Source organism: Burkholderia sp. ABCPW 11 (assembly GCF_001523445.1).
In the GTDB taxonomy this organism is placed as follows: Bacteria; Pseudomonadota; Gammaproteobacteria; order Burkholderiales; family Burkholderiaceae; genus Burkholderia.
The window spans coordinates 197,659-219,599 of the sequence record NZ_LOVM01000059.1; the positions used below are offsets into that span (position 1 = coordinate 197,659).

The window sequence follows — 21,941 nt, forward strand, 5'->3', positions numbered from 1 at the left end:
CGGGGCGGGGCAGCTTGCCCCGCCCCGACTTCCCTCATTCAACTTTTTCACGCGCCCGCCTTCGCGGCGGACGTTTCACCATGACCCTGAAAACCTTGTTGTTGCGCGCCGCGTCGATCGGCGCAATCGCGATGGCGCTCGGTGCGTGCACGACGCACTCGGGCCTCACCTATGACATCCGCGCGGTGTCGATGCCGGGCAAGCCGGACAACGTGTTCCGCGTGAGCTGCGACGGGCTGCTCGGCAGTGCGAACGCCTGTGCCCGCGCGGCGGAAGAGTTCTGCCAGGGGCAGGGTTTCACGCCGCTCGAGATGATCGACCGCGTGTACAGCCGCGCGCCGATGAAGGATCCGCGCGAGATCACGTTCATGTGCGGCAAGCCGCAGCCGGTCGTGCAGGCCGCGCCGCCGCAACCGGCTCCGCAACCGGCTCCGCAGCCGGTCCCGCAGCGCCAGGTGCTGCTGCAGGGCGACGCGAACTTCGCGTTCGACAGCGCGGCGCTCACGCCGGAGGCGCGCAGCCAGCTCGACCGTTTCGTGCAGATCAACAGCGGGATCGAGTTCCGCCGCGTGGCGATCACGGGCTTCACCGATTCGACGGGCAGCAAGACGCACAACCTGGCGCTGTCGGCTTCGCGGGCCCGCAACGTGATGAACTACCTGCGCAGCAACGGCCTGAAGGCGCAGTCGTTCGTTTCCGAGGGCCTCGGCGCCGCCGATCCGGTCGCGTCCAACGCGACGGAGGAAGGCCGTGCGCAGAACCGCCGCGTCGAGATCCGGATCGACGCGAAGTAACGCGCGACGGATGGCGCGCCACCGGACGCGCGGGAATCCACCCGGCACTGAGCCGACGGAAGGACGCTCCCCCGCCCGCCATGTACCCCGAACCGCCCGCTCGTCACGAGCCGGCGGTTTTTTCATGGCGATGCGCCACGCTCGGGCCCCACGCCGGCCGGGCCGATGGCTGATGCCCCCGGTTTCATGCGAAGATAGCGCCCAATTACGATCCACGACGCCGCGATGCGCGCCGTCGCCGCCCGCCAGGCGGCGATCCGGCCGCGACGATTGCCGCGCAAATCTGGACGACTATGGGAAGCTATCTGATACGCGTGGTACTGGCCGACGATCACCCGGCGATGCTGGTCGGTGTCGAGCACGGCCTGTCGCCGGTGCCGACGATCCAGTTGATCGGCAAGGCCGTCAATTCGACCGAACTGATCCGGCTCGTCGAGGCGGGCGGGTGCGACGTCGTGGTGTCCGACTATGCGATGCCGGGCAGCGCGCACGGCGACGGCATCACGCTGTTCTCCTATCTCCAGCGCAATCATCCGGCCGTGAAGCTGGTCGTGCTGACCATGCTCGACAACCCGGCCGTGATCGGCGCGCTGACGCGGCTCGGCATCGAATGCATCGTCAGCAAGTCCGACACGATCGATCATCTGATTCCCGCGATTCACGCAGCGGCCACGGGCGGCTCGTATTTCTCGCCGTCGGTCGAGAAGGTCGTGCGCACGCTGACATCGCATTCGAGCGCGCGCGCGACCGACCAGAAGCGCGGCCTCAGCGACCGCGAGCTCGAGGTCGTGCGGCTCTATGCGTCGGGCCTCACGGTCAACGAGATCGCGGACAAGCTGAGCCGCAGCAAGAAGACGATCAGCACGCAGAAGGCGCGCGCGATGGAAAAGCTTGGGATCGAGAAGGACATCGACCTGCTGCGCTACGCGATCGAGCACGGGATCGTCGCCGCGTCGGCCAGCGAAGGGCGCGGCGGCGACGCATCGGCGCAAGGCAGCGTCGATCCGGCCTGAAGGCAGGCGCGACGGCGCCGGCCGCGCCGGATGGCGGCAATCACGCAAGGGCGCGCGCCGGCCCATGCCGACGCATCGAAACCCCGGCGCCCCGCGGCTGCCGGGGTTTTTTGCTTTCAGCTCACGGTCGCGGCTTCATTCGCCCGCTTCGTCGCCACGCGCGGGCGGCGCATAGCCGTAGTCGGTCACGAGCCCGCACGCGATCGCGTAGCGCACCAGATCGACGTCGCGCTCGATGCCGAGCTTCTGCATCGCCGAGCTCTTCTGCGTGCTGATCGTCTTCTTGCTGCGATTCAGCTTCTCCGCGATCTCGTTGACCGACAGCCCCGATGCAAACAGGCGAATCACCTCGACTTCGCGCACCGACAGCGTGGGCGCCTTGCCGCCGACGCTGCCCGTGTTGCGCAGGATCCGGTCCATCGACGGCGACAGATAGCGGCCGTTCGTGTAAGCCGCGTGGATCGCCATCGTCAGATGATTCGGCATGTCCGATTTGCTGACGATGCATGCGATGCCGATATCGATCAGCGCGCGTAGCGCCACCGCGTTCTCCATCATCGTCATCACGACGATCTTCAGGCCGGGATAGCGCTTCAGGATGCCTGCAAACAGCGCGAGGCCGTCGCCGTATTCGTTGCCGGGCATCGCGTAGTCCGACACGAGCACGTCGCACGGATGGTTCGCGAGCGCTGCCATCAATTCCGTCGAGTTGTGCGCGGTCGCGACGACCGACACGGTGTTCGTTGCCGCCAGCTCGTAGCGGGCGCCGATGACGACCGCCGGATGGTCGTCGGCGATGGCGATGCGAATGGGGAAGGTTCTGGTCATGTTGATGGTGCGCGTCGCGCAGTGATGAGGCATGCCGCGGTACGCGTCTTCGAGGCTGGATTGGAGTCGGCGCAAGGGCACGATCGCGTGCGGTACGCGTGGCAGGCGCGATCCTGTCGCGCCGACGGCCGGTGGCAACTCGCACGAATTGCCACTGACCGTCGGCCGAAAAGCGGGGGTGTTCCCCCCGCTTCCGGGCGATGTTCCGCTTGCGCGGAGCCGCCGGTCAGAACTCGTAGCCGACCTGGGCGCGCACGCCCACGTCGCCGACCGACGTGATCGACGTCGCGCCGTTAACGAGCCAGTTGCCGCTGCGCGACCGGTAGGTGGCGCCGGCGGCAATCGCCGAGCCGCTCTTGAAGTTCGCGGCGCCGACGGCCACCACCGTCTTGCCCGGCTGCGACGGCGTCATGTTCGGCATCGCCATCGCCGCCGCGATACCGGCGTACGCGTTCTTCGCGACGTCGTTGATCGCGCGGTTCGTGTCGTTGAAGCGTGCGTCGACCGATTCCATCGCGCGGTCGAGCTGGCCCTTCGTCGCCGCGTCGGACGCGTTGATGCCGTCCGCGATGTTGACGAGCCGGCGGTTGCCTTCTTCCGTGCCGTTGCCGAACGACACCGTGTTGGCTTCCGTCGCCACCGAGCCTTGGCCGATCGCGACCGAGCCGCTGCCGGTGGCCGATGCGCCTTGACCGAGCGCCGTGCTGTTCTCGCCCGACGCGATCGCGCCCTGGCCGAGCGCCGTGCCGTTCGAGCCGGACGCGACCGAACCCTGGCCGAGCGCCGTGCCGTTCGAGCCGGACGCGCCCGCACCCTGACCGATCGCCGTGCCGTTCGAACCGGATGCGTCCGCGCCGCCACCGACGACGAGCGAGCCTTCGCCGCCCGTTCCGGTGCCCGGCCCATAGCCCGGCGTGCCGCCACCGTCGCCGGGGCCGCCGGCGCCCGCTTCGAGTTCGCCGATACGGCCGCTGAGATCGCCGACCCGGTTGTTCAGGTCGCCATACTGCTTCGCGAACTCCTGTTGCATCGCATACAACTGACCGCCGTTGACGCCGTCCATGCTGCCGGCCGCAATCAGGCCCGGCGCGATGTTGTGCAGCGTCGTGCCCGACTTCCCGCCGAACGTCACGGAGTCGAGTTCGATGCCGTCGTCGTAAGTGACGGCGCCGATTTCCTTGCCGGTGTAGTCGATCAGGCCAGTAGCCTTCAACTGGGCGATCGTCACGGCGTCATCGTTGTTCACGCCGTTCGCGATGCCGGACAGCGTGCGCGCGCCGCCGGTGCCGGCGAAGTTCACCGATGCGCCGCCCGACGCTGCGGCAACCGTGATCGCGCCCGAGCTCGGATCTTGTCGGACGAGACCGATGGAGCCGCTGCTCATGTCGTTGCGGATCTGCGTGATCGACGTTTCGTTGCTCGTCACGCGGCCATCGATGCTCGTCACGCGGCCGTCGATGCTCGTGACCTGCGTGCCCAGGCTCGCGAGGTCGGACGCGTTCTTTGCGACGTCCTGGTTCGTCGCATGCAACTGGTCGCCGGTCACCGCGTCGGTGCTGCCCGCGGTCACGCTGCCGTTGGCGATGCCGGTCAGCTTGCGCGTGCCTGCGGTGCCGCCGAAGTCGACGGCTGCGCCGCCGGTGTTTGCGCCGACCGTGATGTCGCCGCCCGGGCTCGTTTGCTGGACGAGGCCGAGCGTGCCGCTGCCGATGTCGCTGGCAAGCTTCTTGATGTCGCCTTCGTTGGCCGTCGTGCGGCCGTCGAGATTGGTGACGGCGTCGCCGACCGAGTTGACGATCTTCGTGCCGCCGCTGCCGTCCCCGACGGTGAAGGAAGGCGCGGAGATCGAGCCGTCGAGGTTGACGGTCGAGCCGCCGCCGATCGCGGAAGCGACACTGCCAGCGACGCCGTGCAACTGAGAGCCGTTGACGGCATCGGTGCTGGCAACCGAGACGTCGCCAGCCGCGACACCCGTGAGCTTGCGTGCACCGGTCTTGCTGCTGAAGTTCACCGCGTTACCGCCGGTGTTCGCGCCGACCGTGATGTCGTCGTTGGGAGTCGCTTGCTGGACGAGGCCGAGCGTGCCGCTGCCGATGTCGTCGGCCAGCTTCTTGATGTCGCCTTCGTTGGTCGTCACGCGCCCGTCGAGGTTGGTGACGACGTCGCCGACCGAGTTGACGATCTTCGTGCCGCCGCTGCCGTCGCCGACGGTGAAGGAAGGCGCGGAGATCGAGCCGTCGGGGTTGACGGTCGAGCCGCCGCCGATCGCGGACGCGACACTGTCAGCGACGCCGTGCAACTGAGAGCCGTTGACGGCATCGGTGCTGGCATCCGAGACGTCGCCAGCCGCGACACCCGTGAGCTTGCGTGCACCGGTCTTGCTGCTGAAGTTCACCGCGTTACCGCCGGTGTTCGCGCCGACCGTGATGTCGTCGTTGGGAGTCGCTTGCTGGACGAGGCCGAGCGTGCCGCTGCCGATGTCGTCGGCCAGCTTCTTGATGTCGCCTTCGTTGGTCGTCACGCGCCCGTCGAGGTTGGTGACGACGTCGCCGACCGAGTTGACGATCTTCGTGCCGCCGCTGCCGTCGCCGACGGTGAAGGAAGGCGCGGAGATCGAGCCGTCCGGATTCACGGTCGAGCCGCCGCCGATCGCCGACGCGACGCTGTCCGACACGCCATGCAGTTGCGCGCCGTTGACGGCGTCGGTACTGGCGGCGGAAATGTCGCCGGCCGCGACACCTGTGAGCGTGCGCGCACCGGCCGTGCCGGTGAAGTTCACCGCGTTACCGCCGGTGTTTGCGCCGACCGTGATGTCGTCGCCCGGATTGGCTTGCTGGACGAGACCGCTGGTTCCGCTCTCGAGCTTGCTCAGCTTGTCGTCGAGGTCCCCGATCTGCTTGGTATGGCCAGCGACGGTGCTGGTCGTCGACGACAAGCCGGTACTCAGGCCGGCAACCGTGCTGTTGGTCGTGGACAGACCGGTGCTCAGGCCAGCGACGGTGCTTTTGGTCGACGACAGGCCGGTGCTTAGGCCGGCAACGGTGCTGTTGGTCGACGAGAGGCCGGTGCTCAGACCGGCAACCGTGCTGCTCGTCGTCGACAAGCCGGTGCTCAGGCTCGAGACGTTGAGATTCGTCGCGGCGATTGCGGCATTCGTGGTCGACAGGCCGGCGTTCATCTGCGCCACGTTCACCGCGTCGTTGTCTGCTGTACCGGCGGTCACGTTGACGATCTGGCGCGTGAAGGCCGTGCGAGCTGATCCGTCCGCGTTCGCCGTCGTGATGTCGTTACCAACAGAGAATGCATTGACCCGGCTCGTCCCGGTATTCGCACCGAGCGAGGCGGAATTGGCGCCGGTGGTACGGCTATACATGCCGATCGCGACTGCGCCGCTGGCGGTTGTGCTTGCGTTGGTACCCAATGCGACGGTTCCCGTACCCCCACCTGAGTAGCTGTTTGTACCGATGGCCACTGCGTTGTTATTGTTATTGGACGCTCCCCGACCAATGGCAATCGTGCCACTGCCCCACGCGGTTGCACCGGCACCGATGCCAATGGTTCCCGAAATCGGCGCGGCGCCGCCGCCGTTGTTGACCGTAGCGCCGCCAATGGCGACGGAGTTGGTAACGTCCCCGGTGTAGCCGCCCCGCGTGATAACCGAATTGGCGCCAATCGCGGTGTTGTTGCCGCCAGTGACGTTGCCGTCGATCGACCCTCCTCCCGCGACATAGTCGCCGGGGCCCGACGTGACCGCTGTGCCGCTACTCATCACGCCCATTGTTCGAATTGCACCGGCGGCATCAAGAACGACTATATTGGGCTCGAAAGAGTTGTCTTCTTCGGCATCATCGGCTGCAAACACTGCGCTTGCCGGGAGTGCCAACAGCGCGACCACAGCGAGTGTCACTGCGCTTTTGCTGCTCTTCTTGCGTCCCTTGGCCAACTCCGATGCGGCCCCCCATGTGTTGGTGGCCGCATTCCAAACGTTGCGATAAGTCTTGTTCATGGTCCTACTCCTTTCAGTTTGTCAGTTCACAAACCGATGGTAGGGATCGGCCTCGTCCTAATCAGTCGTCCTGGACTGATTCGAGATGGCGCACGTGTAGGCCCAGTCCTACTCGCGCGAAGACGCGCTGCGGGCATGCTCCGCAGGGAGAACGAAACGAGTCGGGAAGGCTGGCCGGCAGTGCGCCGACCGTATCGCATTCAGGCAGCCGGCGCCTGCGTCGCGCGTCGTTGAAGCGCCGCGCGCGCGAGGGCGATCGCCTCGGCGAATCGCGCATCGAACAACGTCAGGTCGCCGCCGTGCACGACGGCCTGCAGTTCCCCGACCGCGTCGGCCACCGCTTGCTCGTGGATCGTCGCGAATGCACCGCGCAGCGAATGCAATTCGTGACGCAGCGCGGGGATGTCGTTGTGCGCAATCGCGTCGCGCGTGGCCGCGATCGATTGCACGAGGCTCGCTTCGAGCAGCGCATGCACGTCGGCCGGCAGCGGCCCTTCCGCGAGATCGACGAGCGCGCGCCGCGCCGGTGCCCGCCCGGCGACGGCATGCGCATACCGCCGCACGGTCCGGTCGATCGTGTCGAGCAGCACCGGCTTCACCAGCACCGCGACGATTCCCGCTTCCGCGCACCGCGCATGCTCGGCCGCGCTCGCGTGCGCGGTGACGGCGACGACCGGCAGCGCCGGATACTGCGCACGCAGCACCCGCGCGAGCGTGTAGCCGTCCATCCCCGGCATGTTCAGGTCGGTCATCACGAGGTCATAGCGCGTATCCGTGCAACGTCGCAGCGCCGCCGCGCCTTCCTCGGCCGCGTCCGCCGCGTAGCCGAGCGTGACGAGCTGCCCCTGCAGCAGCGTGCGGTTCACCGGATGATCGTCGACCACCAGCACGCGCGCGGTGACGGCCGGCAGCAGCGCGGCATCGTCGGCCTGCGTGGCGGCGTGTTCGGCCACCTGCGCGTCGGTGGCCGCCGGCAGCGGCAGCGTGACGACGAAGGTGCTGCCCTTGCCCGGCTCGCTCTTCACGTCGACCGTGCCGTGCATCATCTGCGTGAGCTGCTTCGTCAGCGCGAGCCCGAGGCCCGTGCCGCCGTAGCGGCGCGTGATCGACGTGTCGGCCTGCGTGAACGGGCGGAACAGCGCCGCACGCTGCGTGTCGGTCATCCCGATGCCGGTATCGCTCACGCCGATCGCGATCGGCGAATCGGGGTTCGTGTCGTCGCGCAGATACACCTCGAGCGTGACTTCGCCATGGTTGGTGAACTTGATCGCGTTGCCGAGCAGGTTCGCGGCGATCTGCCGGATGCGCGTCGGGTCGCCGAGATGGCGCGCGGGCAGCGCATCGTCGACGAACACGTCGAACTGCAGGCCCTTGGCGGCGGCCAGCGGTTCGAACATCGCGCCGGTCTGCCGGATCGTGTCCGCGAGGTCGAACGGAATCGCCTCGATCGTCATCTGGCCGGCCTCGATCTTCGACAGGTCGAGGATGTCGTTGATCAGGTCGAGCAGCACCGACGACGCGCCTTCGACGGTGTGCAGCCGTTGGCGCTGCGTGTCGGCCAGCGGCTCGCGGCCGATCAGCTCGAGGTTGCCGAGGATCGCGTTCAGCGGCGTGCGGATCTCGTGGCTCATCGTGGCCAGGAACGCCGATTTCGCGTTGTTCGCCGCATCGGCCGCGCGCGCGGCTTCGTCGAGCCGGCGCTCGACGTTCTTCTGCGACGTGATGTCGGAGAAGTTGCACAGCACGACGTCGGTGTCGCGAAAGCGCGTTCGGACCAGATTGACGAGCAGGTCGACGGCTTCGCCGCCGGCGGTGGGCAGTGTCACGTGCAGATCGGGTTGCCACGCGGCAGCGGCAGGCGAGCGGTCGAAGCGTTCGAGCAATCTCGCCGGCAACGAAGGTTCGCCCGCGCGGCGCGCATCGTAGTCGCGCATCGTGTCGTTCTGCAGCAGCACCGCGCCATCGGCGAGCGACAGCAGCGCGATGCCGGACGGCGCGGCTTCGACGATCGTCCGGTTCAGGTTCTCGCTGTCGATCACGCGGCGCGTGCGTGCGTCGTCAGGCTTCAGCACGCGGCGGTCGAAGCGCACGAGCAGCCACCACACGAGCGCGATCACCGCGAGCATGATCGCGACGTACCAGCCTGCACGCAGGCCGATCGTCGCGAGCAGCGAGCGCAGCGTGAACGCCTGCACGAGCGTCCAGCCGGTTTCGGGAATCGGCTGGCTCAGCGAGAACAGCCCGTCGCCGAACGCGGTGCGCGGGCCGCCGCCGCGGACGGCGTCGCGCGTGCGCGCGCCGAGCCGCTCGACGGCCGCGCGGGTGGCATCGTCGCCGGCCGCGGTGTCCGCGCGCAGCAGCGTGCGCCCATGCGAGTCGACGACGATCGCGGCGTCGGACGTGTCGCCCGTCGACAGGCGCGTGCGCAGCACGTCGACGGGCAGCGTCGACAGGAACACCGCGCGCGGCACCTGCATGTCGTAGACGGCGCCGGCGATGCGGAACACGTCGCGCCGCTGCACGGGATCGTAGACGGGCGGATGCCATTCGTATTGCCCGGGCGGCGGCGTCGCGATGCCAGCGGCGACCTGGGCGACGAGCGTGGCCGCATCAGTGGCGGGCGACGCGGTGAGCGGATCGGCCGGCACCGGTTCCGGGATGACGACCGCAAAGCTGCGGTCGGGGCGATACGCATAGCCGGCGATCGCGCGATCGGCATCGTGCTTCGCGACGTACGCGCCGACGCGATAGCTCATGTCGCTCGCCATCGCCAAGTCGTGCGCGTAGCTGTCGGCCGGGTGCGCGGGCGACAGGTCGGCCAGCACGAGCGTCGGCGGAAAGGCCGGGCTGCCCTGGATGATCAGCCGGCCGCGGCCGGCCGCGAGAGCGGCCACGCGAGCCGGATCGGTCGCACGGGTGTTCCACACGGCTTCGTCGTGCGTGACGAGCGTGTCCATGCCCGCGGTGCGCATCTTGAATTCGATCTGGACGAGGAACTGGCGTACCGCGAAGGTCGTATAGCGCGCCTGGATCGCCTCGCGCACCATCGTATAGAGCATCAGCCCGCTCGCGAGCAGGATCGCGACCGTCACGGCCGCGCCGCCGGCATACAGCAGCGCGCGCTGGCGACGGCCGACGCGGGTCGGCGCGACGGACGCGTGCGCGGCGACGGAGCGGGAGGGATCGGGTGCGGCGCGGTGGTCCATCGGGAGCGGGGCGGTCGGCCAGGGTGCCCCCATGATAATGGAGTCCGATCGGCGCGCAATGGGGCCTGTCAGGGTTGCCGGGTGCCGGCGGGCTGTCCGGCGGCACGGCGATCACGCCATCGGGCCGGCTATCGCGGCGCCGCTTCGTCGTCGTCGGGCGGCGCACCCGGCTCGCACGTGACGAGCCGATAGCCGAAGCCGTACATCGTCATCATCTTCACGCCATGCCGGCCGTCGAGCTCGAGCCGGTCGCGCAGATACGCGACGTGCGTGTCGAGCCGCCGGCTGGACGCGGCGACGAGCGAGCCCCACACGAGCTGGCTCACATGGGCGCGGTCGAGCGCGCGGCCCATGTTCAGGAAGAATGCGGTCGCGATCTGGAAGTGCTTCTCGGTCAGCACGTGCTCGCGGCCGGCCACGTTCACGCAGCGCGTCGCCGTATCGAATTCGAACGCGCCGATGCGCCAGTGGCGATGATGGGTGGCACGATGATGCGACCAGCGCAGCCAGGTCGCGATGCTGGCGATCAGCGTGTCCGGCGGCACGACGTACGGATGATGCTCGTTCGCGCCGGCGACGAAACACGCGGATCGCGCGAGCTCCGTATCGCGCTGGCTGATCGACACGATCGCCACGGTGCCGGCGAAACGCGCGCGCAGCGCACGGATCGCGTCCGTCGTGCGCCGGCAGGCCGTTTCGCACTGGACGACGAACAGATCGAACGCGCGCGTGTCGCACGCCGCGAGCAGGTCGGGCAGGTACTCGAAGCGCGACGGCCGGTAGCCGGCGCGGCGCAGGATGTCGTCGATGCGCAGCCGGTCGTAGCCGTATCCGGCGCGACGCAGCCGGTCGTCGAACGTGCCGCGGCTCGGATGGTCGATCGTCAGGATCGCGATGGCGGTGGAAGGGGCGTCGGTCACGATACGGGCGGGCGAAGCCGGTGCGGCGCGGGTGCGGCGTGCGTACGCGGTCGGGCGAAATGAGGCGGGATCATGGCCGGACAGGTTCCGGGCAGCTAGCGGCGTGACGCCGTCCAAAAAAAGTCCCGCCGGGGAGGGCGGGAAAAGTATCGACTATGGAGCCTGTACTCCAGGAGGCAACGGAGAACAAGCAAGCCGATTCTGGGCGGTTCGGAGCATGAAGAACATCAGCCCAGTCTGAAATTCGCGCCGCGCAATCGAAGCCGCAGCGGTTTGGGACTGGGCTGACGTCCGGCATGACCGGATTCGGACCACGAGCCGTGTCGATTTGCCGACAATGACGGCAACCCGCTCCGGGTGCGGCAATCGTTTCGTGTCGTGCGCCGGCGCGCTTTCCGGCTTGCCATCGAACATGAAACCATCCTTCCGAATCGCCGCACTGACCGCCTGGCTCGCGCTGAGCCTCGCCGGCACCGCGTTCGTCGTCTCGCGCGCCGTGTCCGACGCGTACGGCCGCTTCTTCCAGGATTCGAGCATCACGATCCGGCTGCTCGCGCAGAAGGCCGCGCAGCACGAGGCGATTCTCGCGACGCTCGGCGCGTCGTCGCTGGCCGCGCCGCCCGCGCACATGCTCGACAACCTGCGCGAGCGGATGCCGCAGCTCGGCGGGCTCGCTTACTGGCGGCCCGGCGCAGGGTGGCAGACCGACGGCGGGCCGGTTCCCGACGCGTTGCCGCAGCAGCGGCCCGGCAAGCCGTTCATGCTCGCGTTCGACGGGCCCGCCGCGTACTGGCTCATCGCCGGGACCGGCTGGGCCGTGCGCGTCGATCCGGGCCAGATGCTGCAGCCGGGCGACTGGTCCACGGCGATTTCGTCGGCGGCGCTCGAATTGCGCGACCGCCGCGTCGAGCTGCTGCAGCGCGCGACCGACGGCGCGACGCCGTTGTGGACGATGCATCTCGAGAAACATCTGCCCGCGCAGCCGCAAGCGTTCGTGCTGCGCACCACGCGCACGCTGACGGCCGCCGATTTGCCGTGGCTGCCGATCGCGCTGTGGAACGCGGTGGCAGCACTCCTTGCGGCGGGCGCGCTGGGCGCGTGGCGGCTGCGCGAGGTGCGGCGGCGCGCGGATACGCGTGCGCGCCTGGATCGCTTCGGCCGGCTCGACACCTTCGGCGAAATGGCGGCCGGCCTCGCGCACGAGTTGAATCAGCCGCTGGCCGCGATCGTCAGCCATACGCGGGCGGCCGAACGCATGCTCGATCAACCGGCCGAGCGCGACAGCGTGCGCCGCGCGCTGCAGACGAGCGTCGTGCAGGCGAAACGCGCGGCGGCGATCCTGGAGCGCATGCGCGAAGCGGTGACCACCGCGCATGGCGGTGAGCGTCGCCCACTCGATCCCGATGCGATCGTGAACACGTTGCTGTTCCTGTATCGCGACGACTGCGCGCGCGAGCACATCGCGCTCGGCTGGCACAACGCGGCGGCGCGCGAGCGGCCGTTCGCCGAGCCGATCGCGGTCGAGCAGATCCTGCACAACCTGATCCAGAACGCGCGCGACGCGCTGGCCGGCGCGGGAGTCGGCACGGTCGCATCGCGCGGCGAGATCCGCATCAGCGGCGTGCGCGTCGGCCGGCATTACCGATTCACCGTGACCGACAACGGCCCCGGCGTGCCGGACGACGTGCTGCCGCGCCTGTTCGAGCCGTTCTTCACGACGCGTGAGCGCGGTCTCGGTCTCGGGCTGCCGCTGTGCGACACGCTCGCGCAGCGGCAGGACGGCACGCTGGCGGTGCGCAATCTGCCGTCGGGCGGTGTGGAGGCCACGTTGCTGCTGCCGCTGGCCGGGGAGGGCGCATGAACGATTCGCTTCGACCGCGTGCGGCTTGCGACGCGTCCGTTGTCGCGATCGTCGACGACGACGAAGCCGTGCGCGACGGGCTCGCATTGCTGCTGCGCACGGTCGGTGTGGCGACGCGCTGCTATGCGGACGCGTCGGCGTTTCTCGCCGATACGGACGACACGGCGCTCGGCTGCGTGCTGCTCGACATCCGGATGCCGGGAATGAGCGGCCTCGATGCGCTCGACGTGCTGCGTGCGCGGCGCGAGCTGCCGGTGATCGTGATGACGGGTCACGGCAACGTCGACGCGTGCCGGCGCGCGTTCAAGCGCGGCGCGCTCGATTTCCTGCGCAAGCCGGTGGACGACGACGAACTGATCGCCGCGGTGCAGCAGGCGCTGCGCCGGCACGCCGCGCAGCGCGGCCAGGACGACGCCGACCAGACCCGCGCGGCCCGCCTCGCGACGCTCAGCGCACGCGAACGCGAGGTGCTGGACGGGATCGTGCGCGGCGGGAGCAACAAGGCGATCGCGCGCGAACTCGGGTTGTCGCCGCGCACCGTCGAGACCTATCGCGCGAACGTGTTCGACAAGCTGCAGGCCGCGTCGCTGGTCGAGCTCGTGCGCGACTACGCGGCGCTCGCGGGCGGCTCGCCTCCGTAGCGCTACGGAGGCGCAACCCGTAGCCGAACGGGTTCAACGATCGCGGCGCGATTCCTACGATGACGGCTTCTCCGACAAGTCATTCATCGTCAAGGATTCGATTCATCATGATCAAGCGCTTTGCCCTGCCGTCCACGCTTGCCCTGCTGTTCTCGGGCGCCGCCTTTGCCGATACCGTCGCCGTGCCGGAGACGAAGAAGGCCGCCGACGCGAGTGACGCCGGCTACTACGCGACGGGCCGCGTCATCGGCGCCTTCGACAACGCGGTGAACATGGAGCTGACGAGCCCGCGCGTCGCGAGCCGCGTCGGCGGCCCGGAGACCGGCTCGAACGTCACCGGCTCGCTCGGCCTCGGCTACCAGTTCGGCAACGGCTGGCGCGCGGAAGGCGAATACGTGTTCAAGCGCACCAACAACTTCACCAGCTACTGGGCGCCGTTCGACGCGAACGCGAACGAATTCCACGTGTCCGCGCAGCGCCTGATGCTGAACGGCTACAAGGACTTCGACCTCGGCCGCGGCTTCTCCGTATACGGCACGCTGGGCATCGGCGTCGCGATCGTGTCGGCCGACGGCTGGCAGACCAACGATACGCGCCGCTTCGCGTCGAAGACGCAGACCAACCTCGCGTACTCGGCCGGCGCGGGCGTCAGCTACGCGATCAACAAGCGCTTCTCGATCGACCTCGGGTATCGCTATGTCGACATGGGCAATATCGAGACGGGTTTCAACACGTTCGCGAACCGCATCAACGCGCGCGACGAACAGTTGAAGTCGAAGCTGTCGTCGAACGAAGTGTTCATCGGCCTGCGTGGCCGGTTCTGATGGACGCGCGAACGGGCGGGCCGTCGGCCGGCTCGCGCGAGGAGGCTGATGGCATGAAGGATGCGATCGATTCGCGGCGGCGCAGGCTCGTGCTGGCGACGGCCGCGCTGGCCGCCGTGCCCGCGTGGGCGGCTGACGCGCAACCCGCGCCGGGCAGCGCGCCCGGCGTGCGGTGCGAGACGTCGCCCGACCTGACGGTGCGGATCGTCGACATGCTGCACGGCGTCGCGGCCGAGGGGATGCGCGTCGAGCTGTCGCGCGCCGACGGCGCGCACGACGTGCCGCTGCGCACCGCCGTCGTCGATGCGCGCGGCGGCACCGGCGCGCCGCTGCTGGCCGGCGACGCCTATCGCGCGGGCACGTACACGCTGATGCTGCATGTCGGCGAGTACTTCCGCGCACGTAATGTGCAGTCGCCGTTTCTCACGGTCGTGCCGATCCGCTTCCGGATCGCGCGCGGCGACGAACGGCTGCATCTTCCGGTGCAGTTCGGGCCGTGGAATTACACGGTGTATCGCGGCACGTGACGCATGCGATCGCGCCACCGCGACAGGACACGACACGACATGACAGGCATCAGCACGCACGTGCTCGATATCGCGAGCGGCAAACCGTTGACCGGCGTGCGCATCGAGCTTTACGACATGGGCGAGACGCCGCCGCTGCTCGTCGCGCGCGCGACCAGCAACGCGGACGGCCGCAACGACGCGCCGATGCTCGATGGCGATCTCGCGCGCAGCGGCGACTTCGAGCTGCGGTTTCATCTCGGCGAGTATTTCATGCAGGCAGATGCGTTGCTGGACGTCGTGCCGGTGCGCTTCATGGTGACCCACCCTGCGCAGCACTACCACGTGCCGCTGCTGTGTTCGCCGTGGTACGTATCGACGTATCGCGGCAGTTGAACGGTCGACGGGCGACGCGGGGGCGCGGGGGCGACAGAGCGCTCGCGCGGCGGGCGCCGTCCGCTCGATCGCTCGGTCAGCAATAGGACCAGGCTGACCGCCGGGTCGGACTAAAGGTGACGCCGTCCGATTTACCGGAACGGGTACGGCGGCGATACTCGAAGTCATTCGTTCAACTACGGGAGCACGGATTGCTGCGGCGGATGTCGCGCAATGCGTCGTCGACATCATGAGCATGCAGGACATCACCGGGCATTACGCGATTCCGCTCGCGCATCCGTTCTCGGATGTGCCGCCGCCGTACGGCCGGCGACGCCGGCCGTTCGTGGCGAGCCGGCGGGCGCGGCAACTCGTGTTCGATATCCACGGCGCACCCCGCGTGCCGGCGCCCGCGGCGGACGGCGGCAACGTCGCCAGGGCCGCACGGTCCGTCAAGGTCGTTCGCGCTGCCGATTTCGGTTCCGACAACCGCGCATGGGTGCGCCCGCATCCGCTGCGCCGCCGCTGGCGGCTCACGCTGATGGCCTGCGCGCTGTTCGGCACGACGTGCATCGTCGCGACGCATCTGGTCGACGAGCGCCAGCACGCGGCGGAGCACGACGCAGCTCATTCGACGGCGATCGCGGCCGCGCCGACGGCGGCCGTCGCGGCGACGGAAGTCGCGCGGGCGACCGGCCACCCGGCGCAAGTCGCGATCGTACGGGCGGATCGTGCGGCACCCTCGCAGGCGCAGATGACGGCTGCCGCGACGGTGGTGGCGGAAACCGCGTCCGCGGAAGCGCGCGCGTTGCGCGTCGCGGGTAGCGGGGCGGCGGAGGAACCGGTGGCGGTCGCGATGGCCGTCGCGTCGAATGCCATCGTCGCGGAAGCTGCCGCGCCGCGCGTCGAGCGTGGATCGTCGGCGCGCGATCCGGTTGCGGAGACCGCGCGCCCGGCGGCGAAATCCATCGCGACATCGCGCGGCAAGGCGGCGCGTCGCGCCCTGGCGGATGCGTCGGTCGCGCAACGTGCGTCGACCGCGACGCCGCATGCGCAGCCGGCCGCCCGAGCGGCCGATACGCCGCCGGCCGCGCCGGTATCCAGCTCCGCCCAGGCCGTCGGCATGACGGCCGCCGAGTTCGCGCAATGGCTCGCCGCGACGCGCGATACGTCGCGGTCAGTCGCGGGCGGCCCCGATCTCTCGGTCGAGCTGCCGAGTCATACGCGGTTGACCGGGCAGTGACGCGTCGATTCCCGGCAGGCCGCGCATGCGCGCGACGGCGCCGGAATCACGTGCGAAAAATTCTCCTCGCTTGAGCGGCCGCTCCTTCAGACCGGCCGCATTTTTTTGCCTGCATCGTGTGGCCGACGGCACGCAATCGCGACGTCGCGCCAGGTCGCCGCGCAGGGTCGACGGCGCTCGCCGCATGCCGCGCACACCAGGCACGCAGAATCGGACGCGACTGATTTTCAGCGCCATTCGTTTTCGTGACAATGGGATTTCTGCGACCCGGTACGCGAACGCGTGCCGGATCATGGAGATATCTCCTTTTCGCGGCCGGTCTTCTCGACTGGCCGCTTTTTTGTTCCCGTTCGTTACCGGAGAGTACGACCGCGATGCAGATCGATCGCCTGATCCCTGAAATCCTGTTCGGCTTCACGGGCCTGATCGGCATCATCAACCCGTTCGGCATGGCGTTCGTGTTCCTCGAGCGCACGCAGTCGCTGACCGAAGCCGAACGCGCGATCCTGTCGAAACGGCTCGCGACGAACGTGTTCTTCACGCTGATCGTGATTTTCTTCGCCGGCGCGCCGGTGCTGAATTTCTTCGGGATCTCAATGGAAGCGCTACGGATCGGCGGCGGCTTCGCGGTGGCGGTGGCCGGCTGGTCGATGCTGAATGCGCCGGACGTACCGGCCGGCGGCGACGCCGCCGTGCACGGCGACGGCCTGCACAAGCTGATGTCGCGCGCGTTCTTTCCGCTGACGGTGCCGCTGACGATCGGCCTCGGCTCGATCGCGGCCGGCATCGCGCTGCATGCCAATCGCGCGCATACGGCGGGCGATTACCTGTTGTCCGGTGTCGTGTCGGTGGCGGTTGCGGCGCTCGTCGCGTTCGCGATCTGGCAGATCTACAGCCGCGCGACCACGCTCGCGCGCTATCTCGGCAGCGAAGGGACCAAGGTCGCGATGCGCGTGTCCGCGTTCCTGCTGCTGTGCGTGGGCGTGCAGATCATGCTGACGGGATTGGCCGCGTTCGTGCAGATGCTGGGCGGGCAGGCGGGGTGACAGGCGGGCGTGTCGCGGCCCGTGCCGGCGCTCGATAAAAAGCCGCTCCATCAAGGAGCGGCCCGTCGCGTTACAGCAGCTTCGCCTGTACCCGCGCAATCCCCTGCAGCGCACAGGCTTCGTCGAGATGCCCGCCCGGCGCCCCGCCGACACCCACGGCGCCGATCACCTCGTCGCCGACCTTGATCGGCACACCGCCGCCGAGCACCAGGAAGCCGTCGATGGCCGTCATCTGCGCGGCGGCCGGGTTCTTCTGCAGGTTCGCGGCCAGCGTGGCGGTCGGCGTTTTCGTCGACAGCGCGGTATAGGCCTTGCGCTTCGATGCGTCCACCGTATGAAGCCCCGCGTTGTCGCCGCGCAGCACCGCGCGTTCGATACCGCTGCGGTCAACCACGGTGACCGTCACGTTGTAGCCGCTGGCCGAGCAGGCCTGGATCGTCTGCTGCGCGATGTCGGTGGCGAGATTCAGCGGCAGGTTTTTTTCCTGAAGCACCTGCGCGGAAGCGGCGGTCGTCAGCGTGGCGGCGACGAGCGTCGCCAGGGTAGCGCGAATGATCATGTGAACTCCTCAATGAAATGACGGGATGCGAGCGGGGCATCGCACGTGCGGCTTCATGCGAGCTTTCATGAAAACCGCCGACGATCGCGACCGATGCGCGGGCGGTGACGGCCCAGGCGGTCGGTCGCGGCCGAACTGCTCGATGCGTCAAGTGTCGGCGAGTCGGGAGGGAAGCTGAATAGGACGGGGCTTATTCTTGCGGCGCCTATCGCGCGTCGCGTCGGCCTTCGGCGGGCACGCGGCCGCGCGCGTCGGTATCCGGCGCCGCTTGCACGGGGAGCGCGACGCCGCAATGCGGGCAGCACGGCCCGTCGCCGTCGGCGGGCCGCGTGTTCGCCCGGGTGCGCTCCAGCGCCGATGCAACCAGTTCCGCGCCCATGATCCCGGTCGGGAACGCGATGATCCCGTAGCCGAGCAGGATCGCGCACGACGTGATCAACCGGCCGAGCGGCGTGACGGGCGTTAGGTCCCCGTAGCCGGTCGTGCTCATCGTCACCGCCGCCCAGTAGACGCCCACCGGAATGCTCGTGATCCCGTGCTCCGGCCCTTCGACCAGAAAGATCACGGTGCCGAGAATCACGACGAGCACGAACATCCCGCCGATGAACACGAAGATCTTGCGCCGTGCACGCGTGAGCGCCCGGATCAGCATCTGCCCTTCCTCGAGATAGATCGACAGCCCGAGGATGCGGAACACGCGCAGCAGACGCAGTAACCGCACGTCGATCAGCGCGTGCAGGCCGGGGAAGAAGAACGCGAGATAGGTGGGCAGCACCGAGACGAGATCGACGATGCCGAAGAAGCTGCGCGCATAAGCGGCCGGTTTCTTCGCGGTGCAAAGGCGCAGCAGATACTCGGCGGAAAACAGCAGCGTGAACGCCCATTCGGCCGCGTAGAGCGCGTGGCCGTATCGTTCGTGCAGGTCGTGCACGCTGTCGGCCATCACGACGAGCACGCTCGCGACGATGAGCGCGAGCACCGCGATGTCGAGCTTGCGCAGGAACGAAGGGCGGCGTGCGACATGTGCGACGGCATCGCGCGCCGTATCGAAGGAGGACCGGATCAGCGAAATCATGCGCCCGAGTGTACGGACCGTGTATCGCAGAGCCTATCGGACGAGTCTGATTCCGCCGTTGCGGACGTTACGGCCCGAAACGTTGCGTGACGGTCTCCTTCAGCCGTGCGACGGTCAGCTCGCCCATATGCGATTCGCCGAGTTCTCCTTTCGCGTTGGGGAACAACGTGGTCGGCAACCCGCGCGAACCGTACGCATGCATCGCGTGCTTACTCCTGCTCGATCAGAAACCGCTCACGCCTTTTACCCTTAATCCAGCCCGGTTCGCGTCCGCGACCGCTCCACGTTGCGCCTGTCTTTGGATCGCGATATTTGGGTGACACGCTGTTTTGAGCTGCACGTGTGCCAGATGCCGCCCGGCGACGCCCAAAGACTTGCTCAGGCGTTATCCCATATTCGGCCACGCGGGCGCGCACTTCCTGAAGGACGGCTTCAAGCTCCGCTTGTCGTGCTTGCTCCGCTTGCTGCATCAGTCGTTCCGCTTGGGCTTTCAGCTCGAGATACGTTGCCATCGAAGTTCCTCCTGTTGGATGTACTGCGACTATAGACGGTAATGTCACACTCAAAAACGTGAAGCGCGAGCAATACGATGTGGCTACATAAGTTTAAATTTCAATTGCCCACATGAATTAGTCGGTATCGGCCGGTGCTACATGAAAAATTTGCAACGGCATCGTAAAATATCAAGAAATCGTTTCAATTTAAGAAATATCAAGCGAAATTTTTGTAATAAGTTTTCAAGAATGATGTGTGATACGTGCGAATGACATTTTGTCACGAAGATCTAACGCCTCTATCCTCCCGAGTTTGGTAGTTGACGATCCGCAATACACGAACCAACAATGCCGAGGCAAGCCCCCGACTTTCGATGGTGACTGCGATATGGACGGGCGGCAGTAGAGTCAAATGGGCATGTGGCGCACGCGGGCCGTCTCGAGCGAAATGGTACGCGATGAGCGAGTGCCGATCCGACTCGAGAATGTTCGCATTCAGATTGAGGTAAATCCATGGAGCAACGTGAGAATACGTGTCAATCCGACGAGCAGGTGGCGTGCACGCTGCCGACTGACGAATGCGCGGTGTTGCGCGAGCGGCTGCGGCTTGCGGAACTGGAAATCGGCCGGTTGCAAAACTGCCTGGGGCTCAAGACCCAGGAGCTTGACAGGTTGACTCGGGTTATCGTCAATTTCTCGATTGTTCATTGTGATGTTGAGACAAGGTTGCAACGCGAGCTCGACGCGGCGCGCACAGGCGTGTGCGGCAGCGCAATAGCGAATTCCAACGCCTTCGTCAATGTTGATTCGTCGGATAGTCTCATCACTGTAAAGCTGCCATATATAACCAGTATTCTGTCCGTGTTGTTCGATAGCATGTTCGAATTCTGGGCTGACTGTGATCCTCAGCGCTTACCCAAATCCTCTGCTGTCGCGCATGCGATCGATGCGCGCCTGGGGCTGGCCGCTCAAACTAACGGTGAAGCGTCTCGAAGCGGCCAGGCATACGCGTCGGCAATTCGTCCCGATTGGGTCAAAGACGCGGATCGCCGACATCATCGTCACGGGCAGCGACACTGAGCCGGCCACGGACTCGCGTTCCGGATGCAAAATGGCCGCACAAGCTAAGGCCGACACCGAGCACCACGTTCAACGGGTTTGGCCGCTTTGCGAACGGTTGTACGCTCAATGATCAGGGGATGGGGTATGACCGACCGAGCTCGCAAACGAGGCGACAGAGCACGGGCTGAGCCAGGTCACATGGCGTAGCAACGCGCTGGCATCGCAGCCCAAACGCTCGAACGTCGAAGCGCGGAGATTGATGGCGCAGACGAGATAGTTCGCCGCATTCGTACGTTCGGCGATTGGCAGGGTTTCGAGTTCAAGCCCGGCGCGTCGGTAAAGGCGCGCTATCGCGTAAGAGAGCGCGCCGATAATGCGCGTTGCTCCTAATGAAGCCGCGATCGCAAGGACCGGTGGGAAGAACTGCATCCCGTTCGAGCGACCCATTGACCGAACGGGCCGGATGCTGGCGGCAAACCGAGATAGCTCCCATACGGTCGGGGAGACGGGCAATACGCAATTCGGTGAATGTGCGTGCAGCGTCTGGAGCAAATACGGTTTGGTCGTTGGCATCAGCCTCGCGCAGCCGCAGACTTGTTCCATCGGATCCAGTAACACGACGTGAATCGTATCTCCTCGGTCGAAGTGGTCCCACTCGGTGGCGCTGAGGGCATCGGCATTGGGCAACTGCCAACCGAGACGCTTAACGAAGACTTCATATCGGAACTCGCCAAGGCCATGGCGCAACGGGGCGGGTATATCGACAAGCCTGCCTGCAAAGATCGATTGCACGGTTTTTCCCTCGCACTCAAGAAACCGTGTCACGCTAGCAAGCAGGCAGTCTGAACGGAACTAGTGATATAGGGAGGGTGCAGGTCGCAAAATGCGCGTGCGGGTGCGCACACGGGATTGCGAACGTTAGGTGTCGCGGCGACGTGTGTGCGCGAGAGGCATCGGGTATTCCGACAGCGTAAGGCATGCGCGAGATGGCGCGTGAGATGATACGGCGCGCCGGGCGAATGAACTGCCGATCAGACCAGAATCAATCCGCGGGCGGCCGCATACACGGCCGCGGCGGTTCGGCTATTGATGCGCAGGCTCCTCTTTGCCTCGTCGATGTGGTAGTCAACCGTATGGGGCGATATACCGAGAATGCCTGCGATCTCCCATGATGATTTGCCGCGCGCGACCCACGCAAGACATTCTTTTTGGCGCGGGGATAGCTTGGGCAAGGGGCCGACACAGCGCGGGCGAGCCAATCGATTCAGTTCTTGATGAAACAATGCGCTAATGAGGCTTGCGAGCCGCAAATTGACCTCTGTCTTGATCTCCGGTGAAGGGCTTGCGAGATTGACGAGCAAGATGTTGCCATCGGGCTCGTGAATCGGGATGCTTACCCCATTAACTAATCTGTATTAGCCGGGACTTGATCTGACAGGTAGTCGGGCCGACAAAGAACGAGTCATCAATGGGGGATGAGTTTCTCCT

19 protein-coding genes and 2 pseudogenes are annotated in these 21,941 nt (G+C 66.9%); 10 read left to right on the forward strand and 11 right to left on the reverse strand.

The window, feature by feature from the left end; genetic code table 11:
• Positions 1-80: 80 nt before the first annotated feature.
• On the forward strand, positions 81-794 hold the full coding sequence (locus WS61_RS23080) for an OmpA family protein (RefSeq protein WP_059503806.1): 714 nt from the start codon (positions 81-83) through the stop codon (positions 792-794).
• Positions 795-1,087: 293 nt separating this feature from the next.
• Positions 1,088-1,807, forward strand: coding sequence for a response regulator transcription factor (locus tag WS61_RS23085; protein WP_059503809.1), 720 nt, complete (start codon positions 1,088-1,090; stop codon positions 1,805-1,807).
• Positions 1,808-1,942: 135 nt separating this feature from the next.
• Here WS61_RS23085 and WS61_RS23090 read toward each other — a convergent pair whose 3' ends face one another.
• From WS61_RS23090 to WS61_RS23105, 5 genes and pseudogenes are all read right to left on the reverse strand, one after another.
• A complete protein-coding gene (locus WS61_RS23090; protein WP_059503859.1) occupies positions 1,943-2,635 on the reverse strand; it encodes a response regulator in 693 nt (230 codons plus the stop codon).
• A 226-nt stretch (positions 2,636-2,861) separates the two neighbouring features.
• Complete coding sequence (locus WS61_RS23095; protein WP_373557133.1) at positions 2,862-6,008, reverse strand: YadA-like family protein; 3,147 nt, start codon at positions 6,006-6,008, stop codon at positions 2,862-2,864.
• Positions 6,009-6,641 (reverse strand): annotated as a pseudogene (locus WS61_RS36100) (ESPR domain-containing protein); the annotation flags it as partial.
• Positions 6,642-6,841: 200 nt separating this feature from the next.
• Complete coding sequence (locus WS61_RS23100) at positions 6,842-9,880, reverse strand: ATP-binding protein (RefSeq protein WP_257127336.1); 3,039 nt, start codon at positions 9,878-9,880, stop codon at positions 6,842-6,844.
• Between the two features lie 95 nt (positions 9,881-9,975).
• Positions 9,976-10,767, reverse strand: coding sequence for a response regulator transcription factor (locus WS61_RS23105; protein ID WP_257127337.1), 792 nt, complete (start codon positions 10,765-10,767; stop codon positions 9,976-9,978).
• A gap of 412 nt (positions 10,768-11,179) precedes the next feature.
• On the opposite strand from WS61_RS23105, the gene WS61_RS23110 reads away from it, so the two are divergent.
• The 7 genes from WS61_RS23110 to WS61_RS23140 all read left to right on the forward strand — a co-directional run bounded on the left by WS61_RS23110 (position 11,180) and on the right by WS61_RS23140 (position 17,263).
• On the forward strand, positions 11,180-12,628 hold the full coding sequence (locus tag WS61_RS23110; protein WP_059503814.1) for a sensor histidine kinase: 1,449 nt from the start codon (positions 11,180-11,182) through the stop codon (positions 12,626-12,628).
• The gene (locus WS61_RS23115; protein ID WP_059503816.1) at positions 12,625-13,269 is read left to right on the forward strand and encodes a response regulator transcription factor; all 645 of its coding nucleotides are present in this window, start codon (positions 12,625-12,627) and stop codon (positions 13,267-13,269) included. The genes WS61_RS23110 and WS61_RS23115 overlap by 4 nt, the downstream gene beginning before the upstream one ends.
• 107 nt (positions 13,270-13,376) lie before the next feature.
• A complete protein-coding gene (locus WS61_RS23120) occupies positions 13,377-14,093 on the forward strand; it encodes an outer membrane protein (RefSeq protein WP_059503818.1) in 717 nt (238 codons plus the stop codon).
• 53 nt (positions 14,094-14,146) lie between these two features.
• On the forward strand, positions 14,147-14,620 hold the full coding sequence (locus WS61_RS23125; protein ID WP_095211815.1) for a hydroxyisourate hydrolase: 474 nt from the start codon (positions 14,147-14,149) through the stop codon (positions 14,618-14,620).
• Positions 14,621-14,659: 39 nt separating this feature from the next.
• Positions 14,660-14,995 carry a hydroxyisourate hydrolase gene (gene uraH, locus WS61_RS23130; protein WP_059503822.1) on the forward strand — a complete coding sequence of 112 codons (336 nt, stop codon included), beginning with the start codon at positions 14,660-14,662 and terminating at the stop codon, positions 14,993-14,995.
• Positions 14,996-15,230: 235 nt separating this feature from the next.
• Positions 15,231-16,217, forward strand: a complete 987-nt coding sequence (locus WS61_RS23135; protein WP_257127338.1) for a serine protease — start codon at positions 15,231-15,233, stop codon at positions 16,215-16,217.
• Positions 16,218-16,591: 374 nt separating this feature from the next.
• Positions 16,592-17,263: a MarC family protein gene (locus WS61_RS23140; RefSeq protein ID WP_059503826.1), complete on the forward strand. Its 672-nt coding sequence runs from the start codon at positions 16,592-16,594 to the stop codon at positions 17,261-17,263.
• 70 nt (positions 17,264-17,333) lie between these two features.
• Here WS61_RS23140 and WS61_RS23145 read toward each other — a convergent pair whose 3' ends face one another.
• From WS61_RS23145 to WS61_RS34060, 4 genes and pseudogenes are all read right to left on the reverse strand, one after another.
• On the reverse strand, positions 17,334-17,822 hold the full coding sequence (locus tag WS61_RS23145; RefSeq protein ID WP_059503828.1) for a heme-binding protein: 489 nt from the start codon (positions 17,820-17,822) through the stop codon (positions 17,334-17,336).
• A 205-nt stretch (positions 17,823-18,027) separates the two neighbouring features.
• Positions 18,028-18,897, reverse strand: a complete 870-nt coding sequence (locus tag WS61_RS23150; protein ID WP_059503830.1) for an ion transporter — start codon at positions 18,895-18,897, stop codon at positions 18,028-18,030.
• A gap of 67 nt (positions 18,898-18,964) precedes the next feature.
• Positions 18,965-19,111, reverse strand: a pseudogene (locus tag WS61_RS34055) (TlpA family protein disulfide reductase); the annotation flags it as partial.
• On the reverse strand, positions 19,107-19,409 hold the full coding sequence (locus tag WS61_RS34060) for an H-NS histone family protein (protein ID WP_095211813.1): 303 nt from the start codon (positions 19,407-19,409) through the stop codon (positions 19,107-19,109). The pseudogene WS61_RS34055 and the gene WS61_RS34060, both read right to left, overlap by 5 nt.
• Positions 19,410-19,904: 495 nt before the next feature.
• Between WS61_RS34060 and WS61_RS23155 the strand changes: the two genes are divergently transcribed.
• Positions 19,905-20,471, forward strand: coding sequence for a hypothetical protein (locus WS61_RS23155; RefSeq protein ID WP_059503831.1), 567 nt, complete (start codon positions 19,905-19,907; stop codon positions 20,469-20,471).
• Between the two features lie 105 nt (positions 20,472-20,576).
• Here WS61_RS23155 and WS61_RS34065 read toward each other — a convergent pair whose 3' ends face one another.
• Positions 20,577-21,245, reverse strand: a complete 669-nt coding sequence (locus WS61_RS34065; RefSeq protein ID WP_095211816.1) for an acyl-homoserine-lactone synthase — start codon at positions 21,243-21,245, stop codon at positions 20,577-20,579.
• 239 nt (positions 21,246-21,484) lie between these two features.
• Positions 21,485-21,814: a LuxR family transcriptional regulator gene (locus WS61_RS34070; protein WP_257127339.1), complete on the reverse strand. Its 330-nt coding sequence runs from the start codon at positions 21,812-21,814 to the stop codon at positions 21,485-21,487.
• Positions 21,815-21,941 lie beyond the last annotated feature (127 nt).